The sequence below is a fragment of the Stenomitos rutilans genome (assembly GCF_059505485.1).
In genome coordinates, this window is sequence record NZ_JCACKR010000161.1 from 1 (window position 1) to 14,350 (window position 14,350).

General features: G+C 46.3%; 11 protein-coding genes. 10 read left to right on the forward strand and 1 reads right to left on the reverse strand.

Going from position 1 to position 14,350, the window contains the following annotated elements:
* The first annotated feature begins 668 nt into the window (after positions 1-668).
* The 7 genes from AC5JLP_RS33160 to AC5JLP_RS33190 all read left to right on the forward strand — a co-directional run bounded on the left by AC5JLP_RS33160 (position 669) and on the right by AC5JLP_RS33190 (position 11,187).
* Positions 669-1,490, forward strand: coding sequence for an N-acetylmuramidase family protein (locus AC5JLP_RS33160; protein ID WP_496072145.1), 822 nt, complete (start codon positions 669-671; stop codon positions 1,488-1,490).
* 111 nt (positions 1,491-1,601) lie between these two features.
* A complete protein-coding gene (locus AC5JLP_RS33165) occupies positions 1,602-2,459 on the forward strand; it encodes a peptidoglycan-binding domain-containing protein (RefSeq protein ID WP_496072146.1) in 858 nt (285 codons plus the stop codon).
* A gap of 254 nt (positions 2,460-2,713) precedes the next feature.
* Positions 2,714-4,402 carry a hypothetical protein gene (locus tag AC5JLP_RS33170; RefSeq protein WP_496072147.1) on the forward strand — a complete coding sequence of 563 codons (1,689 nt, stop codon included), beginning with the start codon at positions 2,714-2,716 and terminating at the stop codon, positions 4,400-4,402.
* A gap of 394 nt (positions 4,403-4,796) precedes the next feature.
* Positions 4,797-5,186, forward strand: coding sequence for a hypothetical protein (locus AC5JLP_RS33175; protein ID WP_496072148.1), 390 nt, complete (start codon positions 4,797-4,799; stop codon positions 5,184-5,186).
* An 8-nt stretch (positions 5,187-5,194) separates the two neighbouring features.
* Positions 5,195-6,130: a hypothetical protein gene (locus AC5JLP_RS33180; RefSeq protein WP_496072149.1), complete on the forward strand. Its 936-nt coding sequence runs from the start codon at positions 5,195-5,197 to the stop codon at positions 6,128-6,130.
* A gap of 43 nt (positions 6,131-6,173) precedes the next feature.
* Positions 6,174-10,472 carry an nSTAND1 domain-containing NTPase gene (locus AC5JLP_RS33185; protein ID WP_496072150.1) on the forward strand — a complete coding sequence of 1,433 codons (4,299 nt, stop codon included), beginning with the start codon at positions 6,174-6,176 and terminating at the stop codon, positions 10,470-10,472.
* A 187-nt stretch (positions 10,473-10,659) separates the two neighbouring features.
* Positions 10,660-11,187 (forward strand): hypothetical protein, encoded by a 528-nt coding sequence (locus AC5JLP_RS33190; protein WP_496072151.1) that lies wholly within the window; start codon positions 10,660-10,662, stop codon positions 11,185-11,187.
* 201 nt (positions 11,188-11,388) lie between these two features.
* Here the strand turns inward: AC5JLP_RS33190 and AC5JLP_RS33195 are convergent, their stop codons facing one another.
* On the reverse strand, positions 11,389-12,339 hold the full coding sequence (locus AC5JLP_RS33195; RefSeq protein WP_496072152.1) for an IS110 family RNA-guided transposase: 951 nt from the start codon (positions 12,337-12,339) through the stop codon (positions 11,389-11,391).
* A gap of 446 nt (positions 12,340-12,785) precedes the next feature.
* Here AC5JLP_RS33195 and parA point away from each other — a divergent pair, with 446 nt between their 5' ends.
* From parA to AC5JLP_RS33210, 3 genes are all read left to right on the forward strand, one after another.
* On the forward strand, positions 12,786-13,415 hold the full coding sequence (gene parA, locus AC5JLP_RS33200; RefSeq protein ID WP_496072153.1) for a ParA family partition ATPase: 630 nt from the start codon (positions 12,786-12,788) through the stop codon (positions 13,413-13,415).
* A 4-nt stretch (positions 13,416-13,419) separates the two neighbouring features.
* Entirely contained in the window at positions 13,420-13,695 is a 276-nt protein-coding gene (locus AC5JLP_RS33205) for a hypothetical protein (RefSeq protein WP_496072154.1), read from the forward strand.
* Between the two features lie 186 nt (positions 13,696-13,881).
* A partial coding sequence (locus tag AC5JLP_RS33210) for a DUF1016 N-terminal domain-containing protein (RefSeq protein ID WP_496072155.1) occupies positions 13,882-14,350 on the forward strand: 469 nt, incomplete at its 3' end.

A 14,350-nucleotide genomic window follows, 5' to 3' on the forward strand; every position in this document is an offset into this window, starting at 1 on the left:
GCTAAGCCGCAATCACTATGATTTCCGGTTTTATTGAATCCATAATCCTAAGTGACCAACAAGCCGAGCGTATTAGCCGGAAAGTGGAGTTGTGGCAGGATGTTGCGCCCTTCTGATGCTAGGACGGAACTTTGCCGAAAAGGATGGTTGAGCCATTGCTTGTAGTACGGCTAAAAACCCTACTGGGAAAGAGGTAGAGAGAAAAACTTTGCCGACTTATAAGCATTTTCGGCATTGTTTCCCCCTTTATCTCCTTATCAAAGGAAAAGTTTTATCTCTGCTTGATTAAATAACCCTTAAGAGTGAACCTCTTAAACCCAAAAAGACAGAAAGTGGGAAAACAGTGTGCAAAGAGAAAAAGTCACCTATCTTTAGATAGATTTTGGTCAAGACAAGGCACTCAAAGCCAGGGGCTGTTAGACGTATTGTGAAAAATCAAAGCGACTCGAGAATCACGAGCTGAGGGTTAGCCCTCACTCGAAGCTTTGCGACACTGCGCCCATACTTCCTCAACAAAGACTACTTGTTCCGTCAGACCGAAGCAAAGCGTAGCGGTGAACAGAGCCGTCCTGAAATCAATGGTATAAACTCACGGGCCAAGCCCCGGTCGGTATTTCGCCCTAAGGGGCGGGAATGAACCCAAAGAGATTCAATCTATGAGGTAGAGCATGAAGCTTGAGGATATCGTTAAGAACGACAAAGTCATTGACTTACAAACGCTTAAAGCAGACCAGGAACTCGTAACAGAGATTCAAACACAACTAAGTCGGTTGTCGTTGTATCCCAGTTCTGATATTGATGGATTATACGGTCAGGTCACAGAAGGAGCATTAACGCTGTTTTGCGATGACTTGCACCTTAACAACATGCAAATTGGCAAGTTTGGTAGAACGTTTGCGAGTCAGTTACTGACCGTTCAAGAATTACCTCAACATAAGTTACTGAGCGATGCCGATTATCAACGTGCCGCTAGTTTATTGGGTATTGAGGTCGCAGCGATTCGAGCCGTCGTCTCTGTAGAGGCTTCTGGTTCGGGCTTTCTGTCAGACGGACGCCCGAAAATTCTGTTTGAGCGTCATTTGTTCTGGTCCTTTACACCCCTACCTGTGAGCCAAACTCGCCCTGATCTAAGCAATCCCAAAGCTGGCGGCTATCTTGGCGGCGCTGCTGAGTGGGATCGGTTGAATGATGCCATTAAATTTGATCGCACCGCTGCCCTGAGAGCGGCCTCTTGGGGTTTAGGGCAGGTTCTGGGTGATAACTATCAGGTTGCTGGTTATAACGACGTTGAAGCTTTTGTGCGAGCTATGTGTGTAAGCGAGGGCAAGCAGCTTGATGCCATGGTGAATTATATCCGAGGCAATCATCTAGACGTGGCGCTACGGCGGCAAGACTGGACCAGCTTTGCCATTGGCTATAACGGACCCGCTGGTGCTGGAGTGTACGACGTCAAAATTGCCCATGCTTACAATCAACTCGCTGTGGCATAGCAGCACTGACGTCATTTTCGGTTCTGATCTGCTGCGCTTCTCTACACCTCGGGATGCCAGCTCAGTCAGTACCCAGTTGTACAATGCTCAAGTAATTTTGAAATACAACAAATGGAACCGCTAGCGATGGGAGTGTCAGGCTTAAGTGTCGTGACGCTTCAACAAAGACTCAAAGAACTCAAGCTTGACCCGGGACCGATCGATGGCAAATTTGGTGGGCAAACGCAACTCGCTGTGATTCAGTTTCAGAATAGCCGTGGCCTGCTGGCCGATGGCATTGTTGGTGCCAAAACTTGGGAGGCTTTAAGCCCAGCACCGACTCAAGCACGGCAAGTCAAAGCGCCCTCTGGTATTGTTTTTGATCTTGTCGATGGCGCGACTAGCAATAACGCTCGGCTCAAAGCATTCCGCCCCACCGAGCCGATTAACTTGGGGTTAAGTCTACCCCGGTTTTATTTTGCCATTCAAAAGTTTGAGGAGTTAAACCAACCGCTTACCCAGCATTTCAGACTCATCGAATTCATTTCTGATGCCGAAATCAGCGATGGTCTAGAGTTTCCATACTATGTACCGGTTGCCATCATTCGCCTAGCCCAGACAGTAGAACAGCTGAGAGAGAAGTTAGGTCATAAAGCACTCAAGCTGAGTAGTGCTTATCGCTCACCCTTTCACCCCCTCTATCAAGCGGATCCAGATAAGGCAAGTGCCCATCGCTTCGGCACCGCCTTGGACATCATCGCTCTCAATAACCAGCCCTCTTCGCTTACTACCATGGAGACAATCAACTCTGTGGCTTTTGATCAACCGCCCATTACTCCGAGCGATCGCCCGTCTGGTGGGAGCACTTTAGGCTTTGAATTCACCGAGTCATTAGCTGAAATGGGTGGCAGTCCTGACCATTCGCACTTAGATATGGGTTACATCAGTGGCGTAAATGAGTTGACTCATCTTGGGGGGCTGCTTCTCTAAAGCTGGTGGCGATCCAGGCGCTCACAGGCTGTAGCAGCTAGTAACGATTCAGCAGACTACTACTAGAGCCAAGCAGAGTCATTGCTGAAAGTAGCGAGCATGGAACGGACCTGTTTCGTAGAGGAGGAAGAATCAGCTTTAGCTTTTGCAGTCTCTACAGCACGAGCTTGCTGCGTCAAGTCCTTTCTCGCGGGCCTTGACGCAGACATCTAACGTCTTTTGCAGAATCAACTTAAATTAAAGGTTTAGTCGCGATGAATTTGCCGTTCGTTCTGGATGTTGCGATCGGGTTAGCGTTTGTTTACCTCATTCTCAGCCTCTTAGCCTCTGAGATTCAGGAGCTGCTCACGACGCTGCTGCAATGGCGGGCTGCACATCTCAAGAAGTCAATTGAGACTCTTTTAACAGGCGGAGAAGGTAGCACTAACGATCAGAGAGTCAAAACCATTGTTGAGTCGCTTTACAGTAATCCACTCATTAAAAACATTAGTCATGAATCGAAGGAAGGCATTGAGGCATGGCTACGGCAGATCACTCGTTTTGTCATTACGTTCGGTAGAAAGAAAGAAGACCTCACGCTGAAGGGCAATGAGCCTTCTTACATGCCTTCGGAAACCTTTGCCACGACGTTGCTAGAGAAGCTTAACCTCTCGCAGTTGGCAAAGAAAATGACAGCGCTTAATCTCAGGCGGTTGGTGAAAGAGGAGATTTTAGAGAAATTGGAGAGCTGTCTTACCCAGCCGGATCTTCAGATTAAAGCGGAAACTCGTCAAAATCTGACGGCTGATTTAGGTACTTTGAAGCCAAAGTTAGAGGCTATTTGCACAGATTTTTGTGCTGAAAAAGCAACACTGCTCACCTGCGTTAATCGACTGAGAGACGAACTGAGTGCCTTTATTGAAACAACTAAACTGCTTGCACCCTCAAGCACGGCGGAGCCTCAGGGTGAGATTGCAACGGCACAACAAGGTGACCCCGAGGTTGTCAAGCTTATTAGTCAGCTGAAATCGCTGAAAAATGGAATCTTCTATCAAGGGAATCCCGATGCTAACAACACTAACTACAACAACACAGACGAACTGATCCGCCGTTTACAGCCTAGTCTCGCCCAAATCTTAGATTTAATGGTCGGAGAATTCAGGGATGCACAGACAAAAATTAAGAGCGGGAGTGAGACTTACAAAGCGATGCAGGCTCAGTTTGGTCATCTTGATAAGAATGACGAAATTTACAAAGCCTATGCCGAAATCATGGAAGACGTTGAGGCAATCGGGCAAAAGCTACCCCCAGCAGTGCGAGAAAGTTTTGCGGCTCTGTCACGACGCGCTCAGATTAATGTGAAACGGGTACAGGGGCAGGTCCAGTCTGTAGAAGATGAGCTCTACCAGTTTAAGAGTGAAGTGCAAATCTGGTTCGATCGCTCGATGGACCGTGCCTCTGGTGTTTATAAACGTAATGCCAAAGGGGTGGCGTTTCTGATTGGTTTTGGCATTGCTCTGACTGTCAATGCTGACACCCTTCATATCGTGAGTCGGCTTACGACAGACTCCACCCTGCGGGATGCCTTGGCTAAAAAAGCGGAGGTGACGGCAAACAGCGACTGCCCCTCTGGTCAAAACGATCAAAGTACTAGCAGCCAACTGGAGTGCCTCCGCACTCAGGTCAATCAATCGATTCCCCTACCGATCGGACGCGATGACACGAACCTGAAGCAGCAGACCGAAGAAAGCAAAGGCTGGTTTTTCCCGCCGCTCAGATCGTTTTTGGGCTGGGTGATTAGTGGACTGGCGATCATGATGGGTGCTCCGTTCTGGTTTGAATTACTGGGTAAATTTATTAATGTCCGTAATGCAGGCAGTAGACCGGTTTCGACAGCGAATCAAACCACGGCTAACCGAAACACAGTGGATCAAGTCATGGTAAACCAAGACTCCTCTAAGTAAGTAGGGCTGGTCCTTTGCGCTTAGTTTTAGCAGCTTGAATCTTGTACCAAATTTAGTGGAAAGAGTTTATTTGCAGCTGTTGCTTCTATAAGCCGAACTGCCCTAATCGTCGGGGTCAACACTTACAGCCGTTTTCAATTGCATTCGCCACACCTCAAACCCGACGCCCCACACCCGTCTTGATCGAACTGTGGCTTACTCGATTGAGGCTCTCTGTATCAGTGTGATGGGTTGCTAAATCTATCAGCACCTGCCAATGATGCGGCGGCGATCGATCCGGTTTTGCCCCTGATAGTCAGTGATGGACTTTAGTAAATATTCAGGGGTCACATTTCCTTGAAATGCTATCTTCGGATAAATTTCCTCTTTCTTCTTACTCCTCAGCTTTGCCAATATGCCAACTCCTAAATTTACTCCAGAAGATGTTTTGGAATGTACCCGTTCCATACGGCCTTTCCTGCCATCCCTATTGGGAGCAGAAGCCGAACAGATTGATCAACAACTCGCTGGGTTACTAGTACAAGCCCAAGCTGGAGAATCGGTCGATATCCAAATTTTGGAACTGCTAAAAAGCAATCCTGATACATTTCAGTGGATAAAGGAGTTTTTGAGCGCAAAACCGCTCTCCAGAGGATATGAACGGCTCCCTGGCGGCAGCGGTGCGGTCTCCGCCCAAAAGTATCTCTGTCCCCAAGGCGATTATGTCTGGTATCGGCGATCAGCTGGCATTCCTATACCAACCTGCCCCACGCATGGTGAACTTGTCCCTGCTGAGGGAGCATAAAAATTATCATGCCAACCAAACTGTTAGAAAGTCTGGGCGGAAAACTAGCAGAACAATGGGTAGCTAATCTGCTCACTCCAGCCTTTGTCTTTTGGTTGGGTGGATTAGCTGCATGGATTCAAAAATTTGGTTGGCATCCACTAGAGCAATGGTTTACCCAACTGGTCGAACCTCTCCAGATCGCTATTTTGTTTGTGGGGTTGCTGGTCGTTTTGGTCACTGCCTTCGCTATTCAAAAGCTGGATCTGACAGTGTTACGTTTTTTTGAAGGCTACTGGTCCACCTGGATGAATCCTCTACGGCGGTGGCTTCTCAAACAACAACGCAAGAAGCTTGTTCGCCTTGACCAACGCTGGCAAGCACTGGCAATCAAGAGAGATCAGTTGCGCCAAGCTCAACAAGACCTGACCCTTGAAGACCTGGATGAGTTGCTTGCGATCGACTGGCAATTGCGCCAAGCCCCTTCCCAACCCGAACGACTAATGCCTACCAAGCTGGGCAATCTTTTAAGAGCAGCTGAGACTCGACCCACAGAAAAATACGGACTGGACGCAATAATTTGTTGGTCGCGGCTGTGGTTAGTTCTCCCGGATACTATCAAGAAAGAATTGCAGGAAGCCCGTGCTGATCTCAATACAGCAGCACGAATTTGGTTGTGGGGAGTTTTGTTTTGGGTTTGGGCGGTCTGGGTATGGTGGGCAATTCCAGTCGGGCTGTTAGTGGCATGGTTTGCCTACGTCTGGATGTTGGAAGCTGCTGCAACCTACAGCGATCTGCTCGAATCAGTGTTTGATTTACACCGCCTAACACTTTACAAATCCCTTCAATTCCCTGTTCCCAAGAACCCTGCTGAAGAGAAGCAGTTGGGGCAGGAACTTACTGAGTATCTATGGCGAGGGAGCGATCGCCCCTACCCGGAATTCACACAGCCTCCCAAATCGTAACTTAGGATCAATAGCCTCACTACCTGAGAGAGTAACTCGAAATATGAGCCGAGATGCATTGGTTGTCGGAATTAACGCCTACCGCCATAAGGCACTCAATACTCTAGAAGGAGTACCTGCCAAAGATGCAGAAGCGATCGCTCAGATACTCGAAAAATACGGTAAATTTCGAGTTAGGCGACTTCCCGAATATATTGACAAATGGGGAGACAACGCTCGTCGGGTTGTTGCCCACAACGCAGAAGTAACGGTCAAAGGGCTTCGTACTGCTATTCAGCAACTCTTTTATCCGCAAGGAGATCACGTACCAGAAACAGCGCTTCTCTATTTCTCAGGTCATGGGTTACGGCATACTTGGGCGGGAGAGCAGATCGGATATTTAGCAACCAGCGATGTTAATCCTGAAGAAGAATTACTCGGCTTTGAGTTAGCTTGGTTACAAAAAATTATGAAAGCTAGCCCAATCAAGCAGCAAATTGTTTGGCTAGATTGCTGCCATAGCGGAGAGTTGCTTAGTTCATCCGGAATCTTTGCTGACTTAACCCACAAAAGTTCCCTCACCGTCAATGAAAGCTTACAGGATATCAATCCAGACACAGAGGGAGACTACGATCGCTGCTTAATCACTGCATCGCGTGGATTTGAGTTAGCGTTTCAGCAGGTTGATAACGACCACGGTGTTTTGACAGCGGCGCTTTTGAAAGGACTAGACCCTACACAGCGATCTGACAAATGGGTAACTAATACGACCCTAGCTGATTTCATTAAGCAATCTCTGTCCCAAGAAGTTCAGTGTCCTTTATTTCTGAACTACGGCAAACCTATTGTCTTGACTACAGCTGTAGCTCAAAAGACAGGAGATAGTGCTGAGGCAAATATTTGTCCTTACAAAGGATTAGCATATTTTGACCTGGAGGATGCCGAATTTTTTCACGGACGCATCGCTCTCACAGATCGACTAATCAACAAAATTAATCAACATAACTTCCTGGCTGTTATTGGTCCCTCCGGTAGCGGTAAGTCGTCAGTCGTTCGAGCCGGGCTGCTGTATGAATTGAAATTAGGACAGAAATTGTCAAGGAGTGATCGCTGGCAATACGATTACAAACCCTTTACACCTAGTGAGCAGCCCTTCAAAAAGTTGAAGCAGGTACTGGGTACGCGATTGAATAATTTAGCGAAGGTCATTCAAAAGGATGAGCATGAACGGGTTGTGCTGTTCATTGATCAGTTTGAGGAATGCTTTACGCTTTGCCAAAGTGATAAAGAGCGCCAGCAGTTTTTTGATTGCTTGCTAGACACCTTAGAGCAGACAGTAGGAAAGCTTTGCCTAATTATCGCAATGCGAGCAGATTTCTTAGGCAAATGTGCTGAATACCCTCGTCTTGCTAACAAAATTCGGGCAAAGGAAAGCCTAGAACTAGTTGCTCCAATGAGTGAGAAGGACTTAAGGAAGGCGATCGAGGAACCAGCGAAAAAGGTTGGATTAGAAGTTGAACCCCTGTTAGTCGATCGCCTGATTGAGGATGTCGAAGGTTACCCAGGTAGCCTACCTCTACTGCAATTTACGCTAACTGAGCTGTGGAAAACGCGAAAAGAACCTTATCTCAACTCACTAACACTCCTTGCATACAACAATCTCAAAGGCATTAAAGGTGCTCTTGAAAAAGTTGCCAATGAAGTTTTTCTATCTCTTTCAAAGCAACAGCAGGTTGTGGCAAAACGAATTTTTCTAGAGCTAATTCAACCCGGACAAGAGACTGAAGATACACGTCGGCGCATACTCAAGCATAGTCTTGTGAACGAGCAACAATCAGAAGCAGTTTTGGATGAAGTCATTGGAAAATTAGTTGACACGCGGCTAATTACCAGAACCCTAGTAGACACGGAAAATCCAAAGTCTCCAGTCATTTTGGATGTGGTTCATGAAGCATTAATTCGCCACTGGCAAGAATTGAAGGAATGGCTAGCGCAATACCGAGACGCCATACGGACTGAACGCAAGCTTGAGGATGAAGCAGAAGAATGGGAAAAACTTGGCAAGCCTGAAGATCCTGCTCATCTCAGGCAAGGAGCGCGCTTAACTGAGGCACAGGACTATTTGGAGAAGTATGGAGAATTAGGTTTACTTAATGCCCTGGCTGAAGAATTTATTCAAGTTAGCCAACAAGTGCAGAAGCAAATTGATAAGGAAAAAGATGAACAGATTCGGACCCTAAACAAAGCGTTGACTGAATCTAACTTGCGAGAGCAAGCAATGAGGGTTCAAAATTTGCTTCCAGCTAGACCAGTAGAAAGCTTGCTTCTGGCTATTCAGACCATTAATCTGAACCTAGAAAGATTGCAGGAAGATGTGTTGAGTCCAGTGTTGGATTGTCTTCTCTGGGCAATGAGTTATGTTCATGAGCAGAATCGCTTAAATGGGCACAACGCTGAAATTTGTGCAATCTCCTTAAGCCCCGATGGGCGACAATTTGTTAGTGCTAGTTTTGACGGAACGCTGCAACTGTGGGATTTAACAGGCAGCCCTACTGGGAATCCCTTTCGTGCATCTGAACAAGACCGAATTAATGCTGTTGCTTTCAGTCCTAACGGTGAACAAGTTGTTAGTGCTCATATAGAGTACGATTTCAATTCTGTTTCCCAGTTCGATGAGTATGGACCTTTTGGTATTACTCCTAGTGTAAAAATCTGTCTTTGGAATTTAGAGGGAAAGCAGGTTAGAGAACCTTTTCAGGGACCTAAAGATGAAATTAACTCAGTTGCCTTTAGCCAGGATGGAAGGTGGATAGTTGGTGGCTGCTCTGATAGTTCTTTGTGGTTATGGAGTGTAAAAGACAGTTCAGTTAGGCATCAGCTTCAAGGGCATGAAGCTCCTGTTAATTCAGTTACCTTTAGCTCTAATGGGCAACTAATTATAAGTAGTAGTCGTGATGGAACAATCCGATTATGGAACTTGCAGGGCCAGCAGGTTGGCAAACCCTTCCGAAGCGGCAAGGAAGACATCATCACAACAATTGTCGCTAGCTCTAATGGGCAGTGGATTGCTAGCGGAGACCATGATGGAAAAATACATGTGTGGAATCTACCTAAAAAACGCTTACATGTATCATTTCAAGCTCACAATGCAAGCATTAGCTCCATAGCTTTTAGCTGTAATAACAAGCTAATAATTAGCGGTGGCGTAGATAAAGTAATCCACATATGGGATTTGGATGGTAACCGAATCTGTCGTCCATTACAAGGACATGAAGATGTAGTTACTTCAGTTGTTTCTAGTCCTATTAACGAAAAGCTGATTGTCAGCGGTAGTGGTGATAAGACTATTCGTATATGGAACTTGCAGAATCTACAAAGTAATCCACTTTGCGCTCATCAAAATAGGGTTAATTCAGTTGCCTTTAGCCCTGACAGTAAAATGATAATCAGTGCTACCGATGAAGGAATGCTAGGACTATGGGACTTACAAGGCAACCTGTTAGTACCACTTCTTCAAGGGCACCAAGAGAGTATTACATCAATTGCCTTTAGCCCTGATGGAAACCTGATAGTTAGTGGCAGCGCTGATAGAACACTATGCTTGTGGGATCGTCAAGGTAAAGCAATCGGTCAACCATTTCAAGGGCATGAGGATGTTGTTAACTCCGTTGCTTTCAGCCCTGATGGAAATCTGATAGTTAGTGGTAGCGCTGATAGAACACTATGCTTGTGGGATCGTCAAGGTAAAGCAATCAGTCAACCATTCCAAGGGCATGAGGATGTTGTTAACTCCGTTGCTTTCAGCCCTGATGGAAATCTGATTGTCAGTGGTGGAAACGATGGCGTGATTCAACTATGGAATCTGCAAGGAACTTTGGTTACCCCACCATTTCGAGGGCACGAAGGAGGGGTTACTTGTGTTGCCTTTAGTCCAATTAGCCAATTCCTCATAAGTGGAGGGATTGACCGAACTTTGCGCTTATGGGACTTAGAGGGCAACAAAATAACTGAGCCTTTTCAGGGACATGGAGGATGGGTTAGCTCTGTTAGCTTTAGCAGAGATGGTAAACACATCATTAGCAGTAGCTATGACTATAGTCTAAAATTATGGGATTTAAGGGGAAGTACAATTGGTCCACCATTCCAAGGACACGAGGATGTAGTGAGTTCTGTTGCTGTCAGTCCTGATGGTAGGTGGATCATCAGCGGTAGTTATGATGGAACGTTAAGACTTTGGGATAGCAGTGACTGGAGCGTGCGCCTCCGATTAGCCCATCAACGTCTTCAAAATCATTCGCTGATGGTCAGTCAACTTCAGCTTACTAACGGGAAAATGAACCATAGAAATCAATTACTTGATTGAATATAGTTAGCCATTTGTTTTACCGCAAAGATTTAAATAATTTTTAAGAAAGATTATTAAGCTTTTGTGCGTATAATAGACTGTGAGGCTACATGTGATCAGAGAAGCAGCCTCAGCATGTCCGTTGAATGATTACATATCGCAGTTATTAATCAACAATGCAACTTCTATTTGAGGAAATCAACCTATGCCTAAATTTCCGAAATCGTGGCTTATTTTATTAGCTTCAATCTTAGCTACTAGTTTAACTAGTGTTACATATGCTCAAAATAAAACTATTTTATTTCAAGCAGAAGAGGTAGAAAGTACTTCTCAATTGAAAGGGCTTCCCAATGTTATTGATGACTTTGCAGATGATTTAGCTCGGCTTATTAGGAAAAGTGCTAAGGTTCACGTTCCTCCTTCGGCATTAGATACTGCTCAGATAGCAGTGAGAAATTTGAGAGTCACAAGAAAACCAACGGTATCTAACGGTCAGTTGAAAGGGATATTCAACAACTTATTCCGCAATCAAAGCTGTTACGGAGTAGTTTCTTGTGGAATTATTGCAGAGAGAACTGGTAAGATAGGCTCTGTTGGCTACGTTAACTTAGGAATTCAAGAACAAAGTAAGTTAGGCTACTTGATTCAAAATGGAGCTCTAAGTAATTCAGACCGCCAAGCAGCGGTTCAAGTCTGGAACGATCTTAATTACTCTCTCAATGTACGGCTCTAATGGCTCTGCCGCAAGAATTTTTGATGCCAAACGATCTGTATTATTCACATTTCTCTATACAGTGATTCCAAAAATTGATTCGTTGATCTCCGGGTCGGAGACCCATTCGTGCAATTTGGTATCACGATGAGTTGCAAAAGCTCTTGCAGCAGAGCTTTCATTGGTTAACTGCCGAGCAAGCAGAAGCGATTGTGTTAAAAGTCAAGCTTCTTCGACCAGATTTGGTTGCCAAGGCACCCCAGTTTTCACGATGGCATTCAGGATAATCAACAGCTTGTGCATGCAAGCGGTCAAAGCCACTTTCTTCAACTTGCCTTTCTCGCAGAGACGTTCATAGAAGATTTTGATGATTGGGTTATGGCGCGTGGATGCCAACGTAGCCATATATAGTGCGGCTCGCACTTGTGCCCGGCCACCCCAGATCATGCGTTGCCCGCGTTTTTTGCCGCTGTCTCGGTTGAGCGGAGCAACCCCGACGAGGCTACTAATTTGTTTGTGCGTCAGTGTGCCCAGTTCCGGCAGGTTCACCAGTAAGGTGCTCGACAGGACAGCACCGACCCCTGGCACGCTTTGCAGTAAGTTGACGCGCGCTAGCCATAAAGGACTTTGCTCAATGCTTTGCTTGAGTCGGACTTCGAGTGCTTCTAAGCGGGTTTCGAGCCAAGTAATGTGGGCTTGAATCTCTTGCTGCATCGCACCTCGGACAGTACCTAACCGATTCTTCTCAGCCGTCAGCATTTCCACAAGTTGCCGCCGTCGGGCGACAACTTCGGCTAATTGTTGTGACTCTTCATCAGCTAGTGGACGCACTTCAGGTTGTACAGCGTTGGCAAAATGCGCCAGTACCTGAGCATCGATCGCATCGGTTTTGGCGAGTTTCCCAGTCGCTTTAGCAAAGTCTCGCACTTGTCGTGGATTGACAATGGCTACAGGAATTTGAGCGGCACCGCATGCGGCGGCAGCAGGGGTTTCTAGTCCTCCAGTTGCCTCCATCACAACCAAGGCTGGTTGCAGTTGTTGTAAGCGTTGTACCAAAGCAGCAATGCCTGCTTCCGTATTTGGTACTTGAAACGCTGCACCTGTCGGTCGAATGTGGCCATCGAGCTGGGCTTTCGAAACATCAATGCCAATCCAGTACACTGTTTGATTCATGGTTTTTGGGAGTAAACAGCACCCTTGCAAAACTCAAACTTGCACGATACGGAATCGATGTTCCAGGCGATTGTCCGAGTTCAGTTGTCAAGGTGTGTGGTGACCCAAGCTTCTGCTCGGCTTCTAACAACCCAGTGCAAATCGGTCTACCACACACTCTCAACATACAAGTGCTGATTCTGAGCCTCACTTCGATAGATTCTCTGAAACTCAATCCAAATAAAGTTTTCCAGCCTATGTTGCACTTTTTGGACCATATGTCGGCTCAGTCTCAGTAGCTCAAATCAAATCTTTACAGATTTCTGTAAATCAGCAAAAACAGAAAGGAAGATTTAAGTGGAGAGACCGATGAAATAAGAATCTCGGCACAGTTTGAGCTATCTTTGTTTCTGTAAGCCTGTAAAAGTGTAAATCAGGTTTTCTGTAAATAATGGCTTCTGTGAATAATGAAAATTGCTATTCAAAATCAGAAAGGGGGGGTGGGCAAGACGACCCTTGCCATCCATATCAGCCATGCGCTGGCGCTTAAAGGAGCAAGAGTCCTACTAGTTGATGCTGACCCACAAGGTTCTGCCCGTGACTGGGCTGCCGCTCGCAGTGACAAACCGCCCTTCTCAGTGATCGGACTTGATCGCCCTACGCTCCATCGGGATTTACCTCCTCTTGCAAAGGATTACGACCACGTAGTGATCGATGGTCCACCCCGTGTTTCAGAATTAGCTCGCTCTGCCATCGTCGCAGCGGATTTGGTTGTTGTCCCCATTCAGCCCAGTCCATATGACGTGTGGGCAGCTGATGAAGTGATTAAGCTTATTCGAGAAGCTTCTGTATTTAAGGAAAGTCTGAAATCTGTATTTGTAATTAATCGTAGAATCGTAAATACAGCAATTGGTCGGGATGTGGGCGATGCATTAGCAGAGTATCTGATTCCTGTACTTAAGACGGTGATCAGCCAGCGTGTAAGTTTCGCAGAATCTGCCGCTGCTGGTGGAACTGTCCTTGATACTGACCCGAATGGGGCGGCGGCAAAGGAGATTCTCGCCTTAACTGAAGAAATTTTGAGCTTAGGAGTTTAAGAGAATGGCAGGCAAAAAAGTTAGCTTTGGTCGCAAGCCAGGTGCCGTAGAGAAACCTGTAGATATCGAAGAATGGGTAACGAACCGAGAAGCACTGGTTGAAACAGAGCACCCACTTGTATCGGAAACAGAAACGAAGCCAGAGAAAATCAAGCGCCTCACCCTGGATATTCCTGAAAGCTTGCACAAGGCGATCAAGCTGAAGGCAACCACCGAAGGGGTAACGATGGTGGACCTGCTGAGAGAGCTGTTGGAAGAGCATTATGGACATCAAAGCTAGACGTATTTACAGAATTCAGTATTCACTTATTTCAGTATTTACAGAAATACGGCGCAAAAATGGCTGATGGACTTACGCTCGACCTCCTGGGAATTCCATTTAACGAGGTTGAGTACGGTCAGATTCACTGAATTAAGTAAATAAAGATTTGCAGAAATCATTAGACACAGAAATAAGGAGAATCGGGTGAGTGAGTTGGTCGCGGAATATGGGCAACTGCTGGGAGAAATTAAGCAGCGGATTCGCTCTGCCCAATACGCTGCTCTTAAAGCGGTCAATAAAGAACTAATCGTCCTGTACTGGGATATCGGCAAATTGATTGTGGAGCGACAACAGGGTGAGACATGGGGCAAGTCTATCGTGGAGCAGCTTGCCAAAGACTTACGAGCAGAGTTCCCCGGCATCAGTGGTTTTTCATCTCGCAACATCTGGAGGATGCGGGATTTTTACCTGACGTACCACGCCAACGAAAAACTGACACCACTGGTGGCAGAAATTAGCTGGACCCATAACCTGATCATTTTAGAGAAGTGCAAAGATGACCTGGAGCGGGAGTTCTACATTCGGATGACCCGCAAGTTCGGGTGGACAAAGAACGTTTTTAGAACTTACGCATTGACAGAAGTGGCAATGTCTGAAGTCAGACAACAGCCGA